This window comes from Sideroxydans sp. CL21 (assembly GCF_902459525.1).
Taxonomy (GTDB): Bacteria; Pseudomonadota; Gammaproteobacteria; order Burkholderiales; family Gallionellaceae; genus Sideroxyarcus.
Genome location: NZ_LR699166.1, coordinates 3,501,391 through 3,516,161 on the forward strand (window position 1 = coordinate 3,501,391; position 14,771 = coordinate 3,516,161).

Annotated in this window: 15 protein-coding genes; 4 read left to right on the forward strand and 11 right to left on the reverse strand. The window is 55.9% G+C overall.

Features of this window, described 5'->3' with window-relative positions; genetic code table 11:
* Positions 1–149 precede the first annotated feature (149 nt).
* Positions 150–2,423 carry a putative bifunctional diguanylate cyclase/phosphodiesterase gene (locus tag QOY30_RS16765; RefSeq protein ID WP_349496697.1) on the forward strand — a complete coding sequence of 758 codons (2,274 nt, stop codon included), beginning with the start codon at positions 150–152 and terminating at the stop codon, positions 2,421–2,423.
* A gap of 41 nt (positions 2,424–2,464) precedes the next feature.
* On the opposite strand, the gene QOY30_RS16770 is transcribed toward QOY30_RS16765, so the two are convergent.
* Positions 2,465–2,989, reverse strand: a complete 525-nt coding sequence (locus tag QOY30_RS16770; RefSeq protein WP_283745765.1) for a hypothetical protein — start codon at positions 2,987–2,989, stop codon at positions 2,465–2,467.
* Positions 2,990–3,505: 516 nt separating this feature from the next.
* Between QOY30_RS16770 and QOY30_RS16775 the strand changes: the two genes are divergently transcribed.
* The gene (locus QOY30_RS16775) at positions 3,506–5,284 is read left to right on the forward strand and encodes a Kelch repeat-containing protein (RefSeq protein ID WP_283745766.1); all 1,779 of its coding nucleotides are present in this window, start codon (positions 3,506–3,508) and stop codon (positions 5,282–5,284) included.
* 345 nt (positions 5,285–5,629) lie between these two features.
* A complete protein-coding gene (locus QOY30_RS16780) occupies positions 5,630–5,887 on the forward strand; it encodes a hypothetical protein (protein ID WP_283745767.1) in 258 nt (85 codons plus the stop codon).
* A gap of 121 nt (positions 5,888–6,008) precedes the next feature.
* On the opposite strand, the gene QOY30_RS16785 is transcribed toward QOY30_RS16780, so the two are convergent.
* The 8 genes from QOY30_RS16785 to QOY30_RS16820 form a co-directional block, all read right to left on the reverse strand.
* Positions 6,009–7,154 carry a THUMP domain-containing class I SAM-dependent RNA methyltransferase gene (locus QOY30_RS16785; protein ID WP_283745768.1) on the reverse strand — a complete coding sequence of 382 codons (1,146 nt, stop codon included), beginning with the start codon at positions 7,152–7,154 and terminating at the stop codon, positions 6,009–6,011.
* 1 nt (position 7,155) lies between these two features.
* Positions 7,156–7,566: a CopD family protein gene (locus QOY30_RS16790; RefSeq protein ID WP_283745769.1), complete on the reverse strand. Its 411-nt coding sequence runs from the start codon at positions 7,564–7,566 to the stop codon at positions 7,156–7,158.
* 132 nt (positions 7,567–7,698) lie between these two features.
* Positions 7,699–8,484, reverse strand: coding sequence for an ABC transporter permease (locus QOY30_RS16795; RefSeq protein ID WP_283745770.1), 786 nt, complete (start codon positions 8,482–8,484; stop codon positions 7,699–7,701).
* Positions 8,481–8,948, reverse strand: coding sequence for a thioesterase family protein (locus QOY30_RS16800; protein ID WP_283745771.1), 468 nt, complete (start codon positions 8,946–8,948; stop codon positions 8,481–8,483). Before QOY30_RS16800 ends, QOY30_RS16795 begins: the two co-directional genes overlap by 4 nt.
* Positions 8,949–9,129: 181 nt before the next feature.
* Positions 9,130–10,044, reverse strand: a complete 915-nt coding sequence (locus QOY30_RS16805; protein ID WP_283745772.1) for an ATP-binding cassette domain-containing protein — start codon at positions 10,042–10,044, stop codon at positions 9,130–9,132.
* A complete protein-coding gene (locus QOY30_RS16810; RefSeq protein ID WP_283745773.1) occupies positions 10,041–10,661 on the reverse strand; it encodes an alpha/beta hydrolase in 621 nt (206 codons plus the stop codon). The genes QOY30_RS16805 and QOY30_RS16810 overlap by 4 nt, the downstream gene beginning before the upstream one ends.
* Positions 10,661–10,972, reverse strand: coding sequence for a (2Fe-2S) ferredoxin domain-containing protein (locus QOY30_RS16815; RefSeq protein WP_283745774.1), 312 nt, complete (start codon positions 10,970–10,972; stop codon positions 10,661–10,663). Before QOY30_RS16815 ends, QOY30_RS16810 begins: the two co-directional genes overlap by 1 nt.
* On the reverse strand, positions 10,969–12,060 hold the full coding sequence (locus QOY30_RS16820) for a VanZ family protein (protein ID WP_283745775.1): 1,092 nt from the start codon (positions 12,058–12,060) through the stop codon (positions 10,969–10,971). Before QOY30_RS16820 ends, QOY30_RS16815 begins: the two co-directional genes overlap by 4 nt.
* Before the next feature lie 125 nt (positions 12,061–12,185).
* Here QOY30_RS16820 and QOY30_RS16825 point away from each other — a divergent pair, with 125 nt between their 5' ends.
* Positions 12,186–12,650, forward strand: a complete 465-nt coding sequence (locus QOY30_RS16825; RefSeq protein ID WP_283745776.1) for a bacteriohemerythrin — start codon at positions 12,186–12,188, stop codon at positions 12,648–12,650.
* Between the two features lie 41 nt (positions 12,651–12,691).
* Here QOY30_RS16825 and QOY30_RS16830 read toward each other — a convergent pair whose 3' ends face one another.
* On the reverse strand, positions 12,692–13,018 hold the full coding sequence (locus QOY30_RS16830) for a DUF167 domain-containing protein (RefSeq protein ID WP_283745777.1): 327 nt from the start codon (positions 13,016–13,018) through the stop codon (positions 12,692–12,694).
* Positions 13,019–13,570: 552 nt separating this feature from the next.
* Positions 13,571–14,407, reverse strand: coding sequence for a DUF3800 domain-containing protein (locus QOY30_RS16835; RefSeq protein ID WP_283745778.1), 837 nt, complete (start codon positions 14,405–14,407; stop codon positions 13,571–13,573).
* Between the last annotated feature and the right edge of the window lie 364 nt (positions 14,408–14,771).

A 14,771-nucleotide genomic window follows, 5' to 3' on the forward strand; every position in this document is an offset into this window, starting at 1 on the left:
CAGCGAACAAATTGGCGTCTCGCTTGTTACAAAGCTGAAGTTGTTATGGTACGAATTTAAGGCATAATCCGCGCGGCTCGAACAACATGTCATTTGAACTTGCACCATTGAGACGATTATCAGATCACTAGATCAAAAGTGACAGAACATTGAACAATCAGACAGCAATACAATCTGCCCAGCTGCGACAGTTGCTTTCCGTCAGCAAGGTTTCGTTGATCGCCAGCATAACTCTCGCCGCGATCCTCGCTTATATGCAGCGATCGGTGATTTCTACCACTGCGCTGCTGGTCTGGTGTTCCCTCATGGTGGCGGCCTCGCTATTCCGGGCTGCCCTCGTTTATTTTCCCCAACCCTTCCGGCTCAATCGCGGCGTTGACCAGGTACGGCTGGAGAGGTTTCGCCTTGGGGTAATGGTGGCCGGGGCGATGTGGGGTTCATCCGGCTTTCTGCTCTTCCCTGCCGATAATCCGCAACATGTGATGTTCCTGATCTTCGTGCTGGCGGGGATGACTGCCGGCGGTGTCATTTCTTTTTCAGCCGACCTGGTCAGTGCTGTTACATTTTCAGCCTTGCTCAGCCTGCCGATCGCAACCCGCCTGTTTGTTGCCGGAGACAGTTTATCCGTGACGATGGGTGTGGCCGTGATGCTGTATCTCGGCTTCATGATCATGAGCGTGCGGCGCATCAACCAGAATGTGAATGAAAATATTACCCTGCGCATCGAGGCTGCCGGGCGCGAGGAAAAGGTGCGGGAAAGCGAGGAACGCTATCGTTTGCTGCTGAGCCATTTGCCTGTCGGCATTTTCCATTTCGACACCGACCTCGTTGTCACCTATTGCAACGATCGCTGTGCCGCCATGCTGCGCAACAACGTTGATTGCATCGTCGGGCTGGACATGAAGCTGATCAGGGACCAGGCCGTCCTGCCCAGTTTGCGCAAGGCCATGCAAGGCGAAATGGGTTACTACGACGGTCATTACCATGCCACCTTCAGTGAAGCCGAAGGCTGGATATACATGACCTGCGCGCCCGTCCGGGACGGCAGCGGAAAGATTGTGGGCGGCATCTCTATCGTTCAGGACATCACCGAGCACAAGGTGGCTGAGGACAGAATAAATAACCTGGCATTCTACGATCCCCTCACCGGCCTGCCCAACCGGCGGCTACTGCTGGACAGGTTGCAGCAGGCACTGGCTACCAGTGCGCGCAGCGGCAGGGAAGGTGCACTGCTGTTCATCGACCTGGACAATTTCAAGGCCCTGAATGACACACTGGGCCATGACATGGGAGACTTGCTGCTGCAACAGGTCGCCCAGCGCCTGACTTCCTGTGTGCGCGAGGGCGATTCCGTGGCGCGCCTGGGCGGCGACGAGTTCGTCGTGATGCTGGAAGATCTTGGACAACACGATCTTGAAACGGCGGCGCAGACGGAAGCCGTAGGCGAGAAGATCATTGCTACGCTAGGCCAGCCCTACCAGTTGGTTGTCAGCGAATATCGCTGCACCCCCAGCATCGGTGTGACCTTGTTCAATGGCCATCGGTTGGCAAAAGAAGAATTGCTGAAACAGGCCGACATTGCCATGTATCAGGCCAAGAAAGCAGGCCGCAACACCGTGCGCTTCTTCGACCAGCAAATGCAGGATGCCGTCACGGCCCGCGTTGTGCTGGAAAGCGAACTGCGCAAAGCACTTGCGAAGCAACAATTCCTTTTGTATTACCAGATTCAGGTTGACAGATCGCACCGGCCATTGGGCGCAGAGGCATTGATCCGCTGGATGCATCCCGAGCGCGGTCTGGTGCCTCCCGACGCATTCATCAGGGTGGCGGAAGAAACGGATATGATACTGCCCATCGGGCAATGGGTGATGGATACGGCCTGTGCACAGCTCAAGGCTTGGCAGCAGGATGTCCTTACCCGTAACCTCACGCTTGCAGTGAACGTAAGTGCAAAGCAGTTTCACCAGGCTGATTTCGTCGCCCGGGTACAGGCTACCGTGGAACGCCACACCATCGATCCGGTGCTGCTCAAACTGGAGCTCACCGAAAGCATTCTGCTGGAGAAGATCGAAGACACGATCAAGACCATGCACGCATTGAAAGAGATCGGGGTCCAGTTCTCGCTGGATGACTTCGGCACCGGATACTCATCCCTGCAATACCTCAAGCAATTGCCGCTCGACCAGATCAAGATAGACAGGTCATTCGTTCGAGATATTGTCTCCGACAGCAGTGACAGAGAAATCGTGGGCACCATCATTGCAATGGCGCAAAACCTCGATCTGGACGTCATTGCCGAAGGTGTGGAAACAGAAGAACAACGGCAGTTCCTTTTGGGCAACGGCTGCCTTCACTTTCAGGGGTATCTGTTCGGCAAGCCGGTTCCGATCCGGGAATTTGATGCGATGCTGAAGCAGCAATAGGAACCGCTTCAGATTCGTTTTCTCCTGCCTTCAGCAATCGATCATCGGGACATTACGCTGATCGAGGCAAATTTCAGGTGGTGCATGAACTCGCGCAGTATCAAAAGCGTGGCGGCGAATGCCGGGTCGCCGGTAATGCCGACACTTGATGCAGGCCTGCCCAGCGAGTGGCTGGCAAGCAGCTCAAATACTTGCTCCACGGCTTCGATCGGGAGCGGCAACGCTGATCCGGCGTGGCCGCCGGCAATTTGCGCAATTTCACGGATGGATACATCCGACGAAATCAGCATCGGGTAAGCTGCAACGATTTCGCGCGCGCGGGTGACCTCGTCCTCGACGCGCATGATGGCGTTTTCGATCTCTCCCGGCGTTGGCGGCGTATGAAAGAAGAACTCTGCCGACGTTCTGTGTGAGCCGATGTCGAGCAGCAATATTTTTTCGGGTTCGCTTCCCGTACCGGTGGCAACCGAGGTTTCCTGATCGCCGATATGCAGCACGGTGATGGCGGTACCTTCCGGCACGATCCGTCTTATTTCCCGGTAGCGCTGGTGGTTCCCTGTTTGCATATCAATAATTGACTAGGTAGTTTCGCATATTGTTCCTGCTGATCAGGCGGAGTAGCCTGATCTCGTCGCCGCGAGGTTGTTTCACTTACTCTGTCCGCCGCGATAGAAGGCTTGTGCATCATGAGGCTACCCATCGTACTACGACACACGACCCGATACAGTATCGGTCTGATTGCGTTTCTAGCCTTACTGTTCGCTGGATGTGGCGGAGGCGGTGGCGAGTCAGCACCGGTTAGCGACCCCAATCGCGTGGGCGCAGGCTGGATCACGATCACCGGCAGCAGTGCTGATTCCGGCAATTCAACAAGCTCAACCATCGTGAATCTAAGCGGTGATGCCTTTATCAGCCCGACTTGGTGGCATTGTTGCTCGGGATCAGGGAGTGACACGGGAGTAACCGTCTCCTGGGCAAATACAACTACGGGAGTTTCAGGTGCCACCTTTCAGAGCGCTCAATATTGCTGGTTGTTTCAATACTTACTTTGCGGCCATAAATGGGAAGCTTCGATTGATCTCGTGCTGGGGAACAATGTCATCACGATCACGGCCACCGACCCGAGCGGAAATCTGGGACGCGTTACGACCACTGTGATCCGCACACCCGACGTCACCCCTCCCACCGTTCAGACGACAAGCCCTGCCAGCAGTGCCTATGCCGTTGGGACGAACAGCTCCTTTACCGTGACATTCAGTGAAGCGATGGATCCCCTCACCGTCTCTGCAGCCACGATCTTGCTCCGGGATAGTTCGAACAGCCCCGTAAGGGGCAGTGTGACTTATTTGAATCGGGTCGCCACGTTCACTCCTTCAAGCGGCTTGCTGCCATCCACCAACTACACCGCAACGGTCACTACAAATGTAAAAGACATCACCGGAAACTCACTGGCTTCAGCATATACCTGGAACTTTTCAACGGGTGCAGCACCCGATACCGTTCCCCCCGTTGTAAGCTCGACCTCACCCTCAAATGGCGCAACCTGCGTGCCGACCGAAACACAGCTTCTGGCGACATTCAGCAAGTCGGTACAGCCCCAGACCATGAGCATTGGTACATTTCTTCTTAAAGACAGCCTGAACGCTACGGTCGGCGGTACGGCTATGCTGGATTATCAGGGGCAGGCCAATTTCCTTCCAGACAGTACTCTTGCCAACTCCTCCAGCTACACGGGCACACTCACAACCGGGATCATGGACTTGGCCGGTAATCATCTGGCCTCCGACTACACGTGGACATTCACGACGCAGGCTGCAGGAACCGGCACATGGAATGCCACCGCCATCGACAGCGCTCCCGTGCCAAGATCAAGACATACAGCTGTCTGGACTGGTACGGAGATGATTGTTTGGGGTGGGTTGTATGGCGCCACCGTTCTCGGCGATGGCGCACGCTACGATCCTTTGATCGACGGCTGGGTGCCTGTATCAACTGTCGGTGCTCCATCCGGCCGGGCCGATCATGTCGCGGTATGGACAGGAAACAAGATGATCGTCTGGGGTGGCTGGCAACAGGGAGTCTACCTGGCTTCGGGTGGTATTTATGATCCAGCTACGGATTCATGGGCACCCATGTCGACAACCGGGGCGCCTTCAGCCCGTCAGTCCGCGACTGCGGTATGGACAGGAACGGAAATGATCGTCTGGGGTGGGTACGGTAGCGCAAATTATTCAGTCCTGGGGGATGGAGCGCGCTACAACCCGACTACCGACTCGTGGTCACCGATTTCTCCCACTGGCGCACCTACCGCCCGATCCGAGCATACGGCCACCTGGACGGGTTCTGCGATGCTCGTGTGGGGAGGACAGAACGGTCCGGCGTTATCAACGGGAGGAATCTATACGCCATCTACTGACAGCTGGTCTGCCATCCCGGACACTGGCGCACCGGCTGCCCGGCAATACCATTCTTCAATCTGGACCGGCAGCGAGATGATTATATGGGGAGGTTGGAATGGTTTGACCGCTCTCAATAGCGGAGCGCGGTACAACCCATCCGCGAATTCGTGGCAAGCCGTTTCCGCCGCGTGCGCCCCGATGGCCCGTTACGGACACACCGGTATCTGGAACGGGACTGAAATGATTTTGTGGGGAGGAGCTAGTGGCGGAAACGGTTATTACTACGGTGCCGGAGGACGCTACAATCCGGCTACCGATACTTGGCAAACCACGCCCGTAGTTGGCATGCCAATTCCCAGATGGCAACACTCGGGGTTGTGGACCGGATCCGACTTGATCGTGTGGGGCGGAATTGATAGTTCCTCCGCAAATGCCAACAGCGGCGGCAGATACCGGCCATAGCCGCGCGAATCGACTAGTCCATCGCGGGGAAAAATCGCGATGCAAACCGATCCGGTTGATGGTGCAATCGTCCCGTGCGGATAACTTCTGGCGGGCACTCTGAGTCCAATTGCAACGAACAGAAAACAATGAGGATGACACGCGTCTGCCGGATGCTCAGCCGGACATCCCCTTTCTGCGCATTTTGTTGCTACTGCGAAAAAACGTGGACTACCTGTATCCTTAACGGACCGGGCAAATCAATGGTATTGACGCGACAACCGCTCCGATTTAGGCTTCGTCCGGGATGAGGTTCGCGCAAGCGATATCCTGCAAATGGCAAGCATGATGATAAAGGAGAATATTATGATCAGCAGAGAAACCGTTATGCAAACCCTGAAGTGCAGCCCGTACGAGTACCCGAGAATGCTTGATGAGAGGTTTCCCCATGTTCTGGAAAATATTCTCAAGCTCTGGGATTCACCCGATGCAGAACCCTATTTTGCCGACTTGTTGCAGCCCAATGGCCGTGGCGGCGGCAGGATGGATCGCGATGGTTTTCCGGAACAAGCCTGGGAAGAAATACTGCAACTGAAGCAGCTCTACGATAAACCCCGCCACTGACTGCCAGACGGCCGACTTGGGTTTAGGTTTGTTCGCCCTGTTCGGCAGGGCAGGAAGATTGCCCCTGTTTAAAACACAACTTCCTCTCCGAACCCGACATCTAATCCGCTCGCTCCATCCATCATTTCGGCCGGTTGCTCCCCGCCACAATCTTGTATTCGAACAAACGGCATTCGATGGCACCGTTGTAAAGCGGGGTACGTTTGGACGGTGTGAGCCGCATCATTTTGGCGATGCGCAGGTCGGCGGTGAACAGGTAGGCATTCCAGCCGCCGAACCGCTGTTTCAGCACATCGCCCAGTTTCGGATACAACTCTGCCAGTTCGTCTTCATCGCCCATGCGCTCGCCGTAGGGCAGGTTCGCAACGAGGATGCCCTCTTTCTCCGGCGGAGATGATTCCAGCACGTTGCACTGTTTCAGATCTACGGTTTCGCGGATGCCCGCCTCTTCCAGATTCTGGTGCGCGGCCTTGAGCGCGTCGCCGTACAGGTCGCTGCCGTAGATGGGCAGTTCACTGACCGGCAGTTGCGCGGCGATGGCGGCCTCGCGCAGCTCATTCCATTTTGAGCTTTCGAAATACTTGAATTTCTGAAAAGCGAAATCGCGCGCGATGCCGGGCTGGATATTAAGCGACATCTGCGCAGCTTCGATCAGGAAAGTGCCGCTCCCGCACATCGGGTCTAGCAGCGGGATGCCCGGCTTCCAGCCCGCCATCATGAGAATTCCCGCGGCCAGGTTCTCGCGCAGCGGCGCGATATTGGTGTGGATGCGCACGCCGCGTTTGTACAGCGCGTCCCCGGAGGTATCCAGATACAGGGTGAATTTCTCGCCCTCGAAGAAGGCGTGGATGCGCATGTCAGGATCGAGTTTGGCAACGCTGGGGCGCGCATCCTTCTCGGCGCGGAATTTGTCGCACACCGCATCCTTGATCTTGAGCGTGATGAACTCCAGGCTCTTGAGCGGACATTTGATGGCGGTGACCTTGACCAGGATGGTGTCGTTCACGTCGAACCAGCGCGTCCAGGGCAGATCGTAAACGGTCTTGTAGACATCCTGTTCGTTGCGGAACGGCGTGGCATCTTTTACGCGCCACAGAATGCGCGATGCAAGACGGCTCTGCAGATTGGCGCGATAGCACAGCGGCCAATCGCCCGAGAAGGCGACGCCGCCATCGGTGGTGCGCACATCGGCGGCGCCGAATGAATCCAGTTCACCGGCCAGAAGTTTTTCCAGTCCGCGCGGACAGGGGGCGAAGAAATCAGGCATATCAGAAGGGCTTCACAACAACAAGAATGACGACTGCAAGCAGAATGAGCACCGGCACTTCATTGAAGAAACGGAACCAGACATGGCTTTTGGTGTTGCGATCTGCGGCAAACACCTTGACCAGATGACCGCAATACAGATGGTAGGCGACAAGTACCGCCACCAGCGTGGTCTTGGCATGCAGCCAGCCGCCGCTGAAACCGAAACCGAACCACATCCACAATCCGGTAATCACGGCGAGCGCGCCGATGGGCGTCACGAAGCGGTAGAGTTTTCGTTCCATCAGTTTCAAACGCTCGCGCACTGCCTGTTCTTCCGCCATCGCATGATTGACGAAGATGCGCGGCAGATAGAACAGTCCGGCGAACCAGCTGACCACGAAGAAGATATGAAAAGCTTTTAACCACAACATAACAATTCCTCAACACTTGAAAAGTCCGTTCGTCCTGAGCTTGTCGAAGGAACGAACGGCGCTCGAAACAAGCTTGGCGAAGAGTCGTTCATGGTTCGACAGGCTCACCACGAACGGCCTTCAACGCCGGTGTTAGCGCGACAATCTGCGCCGGAACAATACCAGCGATACATAAAAAGCGATCAGCGTATATGCCAGCAACACGCCAATATGCAGCAACGCCTGCGGCGGAATCGTGCCGCCCATCAATGGCCGCGCCAGGTCTATCGCGTGCGTCAGCGGCAGGACGCCCGCGATCACCTGCATGCTTTCCGGCAACTGGGTGACCGGAAAAAACACTCCGCATAGTAGCATCATCGGTGTTATGACCAGCGTGAAGTAGTACATGAAGAAGTCATAGGCAGGCGCCAGCGCAGTCATGATCAGACCGAGGGAAGCGAAGGCAAGACCAATCAGCAAAGCCAGCGGAATCATCCACAGCGACATGAGCGAATGCGACAGGCCGAGCACCCAGATCACGGCCAGTACAGCCGCGCCGGACATCAGGCTCTTCGTGGCGGCCCACAGGATCTCGGACAGCACCACGTCATCCAGCGAGACCGGGGTATTGAGGATAGCCTCCCAGGTGCGCTGTTCATGCATGCGGGCAAACCCGGAATACAGTGCCTCGAAGCTGGCGCTGTTCATGGTGCTGTAGCACACGGTACCGGCGGCGAGGAACGCCATGTACGACATGCCGCCCATCGTCGGCAGCAAACTGCCCAGACCGTAACCCAGACCCAGCATGTAGATCACCGGATCGGCCAGATGGCCGAGGATGGAAGGCGCCGCGATCTTTTTCCACACCAGCCAGTGCCGTTGCCAGATGGGAAAGAAACGCAGGCTCAATTTCGGTAAAGCAAAATCGCGGTTGTTCATTTCGTCCTGTCCTGTTCCACTGCCGCGAACGCGCGGTCCGGCGACACCACCCCGACACCGCGCTCATACACGCAGCCTTTGGATGTGCCTTCCGCGGCGACACGATCCCGGTGAATGAAGGTGTGAGTCATGTAAAAGTATTTCTCGTCCCAACGCAACACTTCCAGTTTCACTTCGTAACGCTGGAAGATGTTCAGGGGCTTCTTGTAGGTCATGGTGTGCTCGGCGATGACCGGTATCCAGCCGCGTTTGAACATCGCTTTCAGCAGACCGCTGCGTGCAAACACATCCACCCGGTTGAGATCGCAAATAGTCAGGTAGCGGCCATTGTTCATGTGAAAGTTGATGTCGATGTCGTTGGGTAACACGTGCAGCGTGAGCGAGCTCGTATAGTTCCCGTTGTCCAGCCGCTTCATGAAGAAGGAACGGATGATGACCCACAGCATGCGGAAGATCAGGTTCATTTCAAGTCACAGTCGAAGCAAGGCCAAGGCGGCAAGGTTGAGGCGACGAAGACATAACCAGCCACTTGCCGCGTATTTTGCGGCTTAGTGGATTGGCTAGTAGTTCCATCAGTACAGACAGTACGGCAAGGAGCCGAAGACCGCAGCCAACGCGGGGATCGCGATGAATGTGACTTGAAATTCATTCGCGCATCTCCCTGCCGGTCAGTTTCAGGAACACGTCTTCCAGATTCGCCGGCCGGTGAAGATAGCGCAACGCGCTTTGACCCTGCAGATGGGCAACCAGGGGCTGCGCATCTTTCACGTAGCAGAATACCGACTCGCCGCTGACTTCGAAGCGTTGCGAATATCTGGCGGCGTGTTCGCCCGCCCACAGGCCCGAAGTCTCGCCGAACACTTCCACCACTTGCGGCTCGATGTTTTGCTCGATCAATTCGCGCGGTGATCCCTGGCTGATCAGTTTTCCGTTGTCCAACACCGCAAGGCGATGGCACAGGCGTTCAGCTTCATCCATGAAGTGTGTCGTGAGCAACAAGGTCTTGCCCTGCTGCGTGAGTTCGCGCAGCCGCTGCCAGATCAGGTGGCGCGCCTGCGGGTCGAGGCCGGTGGTCGGTTCGTCGAGGAAGATGACATCGGGGTCGTTGACCAGTGCACGCGCCAGCGTCAGGCGCCGTTTCATGCCGCCGGACAGCGTGGGCACTTTCGCATCGCGCTTGTGGGTGAGGCTCGCGAATTCCAGCAGAGACGGGATGCGCGCCTCGATCTCGCTGTCCTGCATCCCGAAGTAACGGCCGTAGACCAGCAGGTTTTCCGCCACGGTGAAATCGGGGTCGAGGTTGTCCATCTGCGGCACCACGCCAACGCGTATACGCGCCTCGCGCGCGGCCTGCGGCACGGGCAGGTCGAGCAGCATCGCCGTGCCCGCATCCGGCGTGATCAGCCCAAGCAGCATGCGCAAGGTCGTGGTCTTGCCCGCACCGTTGGGGCCGAGCAGGCCGAAGCATTCGCCTTTGTGGATAGACAGGTCTAGCCCGTCCACCACGCGCTGTCCGCCATAGGATTTTTGCAGGCCGCTCGCACGAATAACGACGTTCATATCTCAAATCCGGTGAAATGTTGCCTGACGATATCGCGCAATTGTGTCAGTCGTCCGTGAAAGAAATGCCCGGCCTGCGGCAGTACGACGATGGGTAAATGCTGCGGGCGCGCCCAATCAAGTGCATCTGCCAGCGGCACCACGTCATCATGCTCGCCGTGTATGACCAGTGTATCCGGCGCAACGGCCGGCATGGCAAAACGCCCGACAGCGGGCGCGGCCAAGATGAGATGCTGCGGGTGCACCAGCAATGCAGTGCGCGCGGCGACATAGCCGCCGAAAGAGAATCCGGAGAGGATCAGGGGCAGTTCTTCGCCGAACTGTTCCTGCGCAAAGCGCACGATGGCGAGCATGTCCTGTTCTTCGCCGTCGCCGCCCGTGAATTCGCCCTCGCTTGCGCCCACGCCGCGAAAATTGAAACGCAGCGTGACGCAGCCGAGTTCGGCGAAAGTCTTGGCCAGCATCACCGCCACCTTGTTCTCCATGGTGCCGCCCATGGTTGGCAAGGGATGTGCCACCACGGCGATGCCGCAGGCTATTTCATCGGGCGTGTGCACGACACCCTCGATCAACCCCGCCGGACCGGCGGTCGAAAATTTTTCCAGTACGGTCGCCATCAGATCTTCAGTCTCTCCACCACGCGCCCGTTTTTGAGGTGTTCCTCGATGATCTCGTCCAGGTCGCTCTGGTCGACATAGGTGTACCAGACCGCCTCGGGATAGACCACCAGCACCGGGCCCAATTCGCAACGGCCCAGACAACCAGCCGAGTTGATGCGCATCGTTCTTTCGTCGGTGGAAAGTCCAAGCTGCTTGACCTTGTCTTTGACATAATCACGCGCTGCCTGCGCCTGGTGGTTGTTGCAGCAGTCTTCACCCGCCGGGCGCTGGTTCACGCAAAAGAACACGTGCTTGTCGTAATGACTCATTTCTTTCCTTCTTCAAGATGGCGAGCAGACCGCACCCGCCAGAGATATCCGCCCAGCAGCAGCGGAAAAACAAGCGAAACGTTATGCGACAACCCATTGTAGTTGCGCAGGTGTCCGAAACGCCATTGATATAAGCGCATCGCGGCTGAGGGCGTGCCGCTGTCCAGCACCCAATTTGCCAGCACCACGTAGCTCAGCGCCCCCAGCGCGGTCGCCCAGATGAGCCGCGATCGTGACAGCCACGAGATGCCGGTGATCAGAATCACACCGATCACGATGCCCAATATCGCTTCGCTGTTCAGCCACAGCAGCAGCGCCCAGGATTTGAGCAGCAGCGCAGCAGCGATGAATTTTGTGAGGGCAACCACGCCAAGCATGAGCGCCAGCCCGACAACCACATGCCGGCGTACCCGCAACAGTGTCAACAGCAGCGCCCCCACCATCAGCAGATTCAATGCAACCGCCACGCTTTCCCATATGCTGAACGGCGCTTCCGGGATCGCGACGAACATCCGGTAAGCCGGCTCGGTGATGAACACATTGCCCAGCATGGGCAAGGAAGGATTGATCTGCGCAAACATCCACAACATCACCAGCGCCAACCCGAAATCCACGCCGGTCCCCTGCCTGAACAGGCCGATGCGCCATTTCGTCACGCGCATGAACCAGGCACGGTTCGCGACGGATACCGCCAGCAATGCGCCCGCAAAAGCGCCGATGCCATTGGCCAGGATGTCCGCATTGGAACTGGTACGCATGGGCAAATACATCTGCAGATATTCCATCGTGACGGAAAGTCCGATCGCCAGCAGGGTTGCCCACAACACGCTGCGCACGTTGCCGAAACAAGTGAGCAAATTGAGTGCGAGCAAAAGACCAAAAGGAAGATAGGCCAGCAAATTGCTCAGCGCGTCGAAACCCGAGTAGGTCAGCATCAGGGGCGAAGTGAGGACTGCCCAGAACTCCAGCCCCTGCTCCTGCCAGCCCAGGAATGGCGACAGACTGGCATACACAATGAACGCGGCATACCCCGCCGCCAGATAGCGACGCAACAGACTGCGCGATTTAGCAGGTAATGAAGTGCTCATACGCAGAGCCGGAGGAAATCGCTCAAACTTTTAATGATTGACTCGGGAGTAAGGGTAAGAAACAATGCCCCGCTTTCGAAATTAGACCAATACAAATTGGCTTTTACTAGTACTTAGGAGGAATTATGGCATACCTGCATTGGTCCAGTGACCTGAATACCGGCATAGAGGTCATCGACAACCAGCATAAACGCATTGTGGATTACCTGAACGAACTAAACGATGCGAACGACAGGGCCGACAGGCAAGCAACGAATCACGTGCTGAACGAGCTGGTTGATTACACGCTCACTCATTTTGCATTCGAGGAAGAGTTGCAGGAAAGGGCTAACTATCCTTTCGTCAGGGCACACAAGCGCGTACACGATATTTTCACCAAGCGCGTGGCTGAATTCCAGAAACGCGCGGCGGCCGGGGAAAATGTTGCGCCGGAGCTGCTTTCCATGCTGAAGATATGGCTGGTCAACCACATCAAGGGTGACGACGCGGACTATGCGGATAGCGTCAAGAAGATGTTGGGAGTCGAAGGCACAGAAAGCAGAGTAGCCGGAGGTTGGCTGGGCGTGGCGTTGAAGAAATTTTTCGGCTGATGCCCGGTTCCATTCGCTCCTTCCCGCAACCTCGACGGAATTCAAATCTTCTTGCTCACACCTGGTAAAGCAGCAGCTTTCTGCTGCTTCGCGATCGCTGCAGGAAGCCGCTTCGGTGCAGCGATGCGCAACTGCTTGTTGACGTTGTATACCCCGAACACCACCGTGATCGCGCTCTCGGGTACTTGAAATTCGTCGGCAAGGAATGTCACCAGATGCGCCGTCGCCTTTCCGCGCACCGGATTCTCGGCGACGTGGATCTCCAGTTGTTTGCCGATGACTTTGCCTATCTTGGTTTTTTTGGCGCGGGGGCGGCCGAGGATGTTGAGGACGAGGGTGTCGTTTTCCCACCAGCAGAACGGTTCCATCTACTCTCCAAATTTAAAACCAAAACCGTCGGGGGTAGCCAGACAGCTAAAGCCGTTCGTGGTGAGCTTGTCGAACCATGAATGGCTGGGCGCATAGTTTGCCGGGGGTTGCCCGGCGGCAAGTCACTTTTCTCGTCTTGCCGAGAAAAGTAACCAAAAGAGGGCGACCCCGGTTTGCCGCCCTTCGGGTTCCCTCGATATTTCGCCAACAAGCGGGGCTGCGCAACTCGCCCTGGCGGGGCACAAACCCCGTGCCCCACTGCGGAGCTCGGACATAACCAGCGACTTGGCTGAAGTCTTTTTTCAGCCTAGTCGAATGGCTAGTTGTTTCATCAGTGCTCGCCTGAACCTCCGCTTGTTGGCGAAATATCGAGGCGGCGCACAGGGGGAAAGCAAAACCTAAAACCACCGCGTGAGCACTTCGTGCCCACGCCAACATGCCTGCAGGCACATTGACTTAGGTGTCATTCTCCGTCAAGATACAACCGTTCGGTCGGCCTGCCTTTAGCGGTAGCCCCCGACCGTGCTTGGGCTGCCTTAGGGCAGCCCTTCTTATTTTCTTACTATGCCAAGTTGATCCTTAGGCGAAGCCTTGCGATAACACACCCCAGACAGGCGGTGCTCAAACATCTTATGTATTCCATACTTCTTAATATTTTGTGTTGCAGCAACCTCCCGCTTTAGTAGTGCAAAAGCTACACAATCGGCAAGTTGAAGAAAAAATGATTGGTGTGATTTCTTGAAAATTGGGTCTTCAATCACTCGTTCAATAGGAATGTTCTGAGTGGTCTTTCCGGCTTTCCATTCTCCGAATTGCGACGGGATTGGATTAAACACACTCATTTTCCGCATCACTTTTGTAATTTCTGACTCTCGACCCTCATCTGCAAATATAACTGCTCTTGGCCGATAACTATTTAACCGCAACTCTAATATATGCCGCTCTGCATAAGCTGTCGGCAACTTGGCCACAAGATCTCTACGAAGAGGAATTTCCCTTTTCTCGAACTCCAGCATTGTTCGCTCAATTCTATTGGTAAGTCGATCCCACGCATCGAGCTGCGGATCACTTCGCCCCTTCACATCTAAGCAAACATTAATCAACATCGCATTTGGTAGCTGCGCCACCGAAGATAACAATTGATCGAAAATTCTTGATCTCTGATATTTTCCAATTAACTGCTCAGAAACTCTTCCTCTACCACTAACAAATTCATGGGCGTGAATTTCTTTTCTGAGAAAAATTCCAAAATCCTGTTTAAGTAAAGCACGGTGTTGACGAAGCCGACTAAAGCATTCATGCCAATCACCATGGCGAATACCAATGGCTGACAAACAAAATTTGTTGTCATCATATGATTCATCAACATAAAAAAGTCGAACCGTCATAGCCCCCTCACACAGTTAATTGTTGCATCTCTGGCAATTTTCAAAATGAGCCACAATGTACCGGAGTCGAATTGTTTTGACTATGGTGGGCAACTAGTTGCCCACCATTTGGTTTTGATCTTCGCTTTTTCTTCCCCTGTGCGCCGCCTCGATATTTCGCCAGCAAGCGGAGGTTTAGGCGAGCACTGTCTGAGCTCCGCAGTGGGGCACGTTTTGTGTGCCCGCCAGGGCGAGTTGCGCAGCCCCGCTTGTTGGCGAAATATCGAGGGAACCCGAAGGGCGGCAAACTGGGGGCGCCCTCTTTTGGTTACTTTTCTCGGCAAGACGAGAAAAGTGACTAGCTGTCGGGCTACCCCCGACGGTT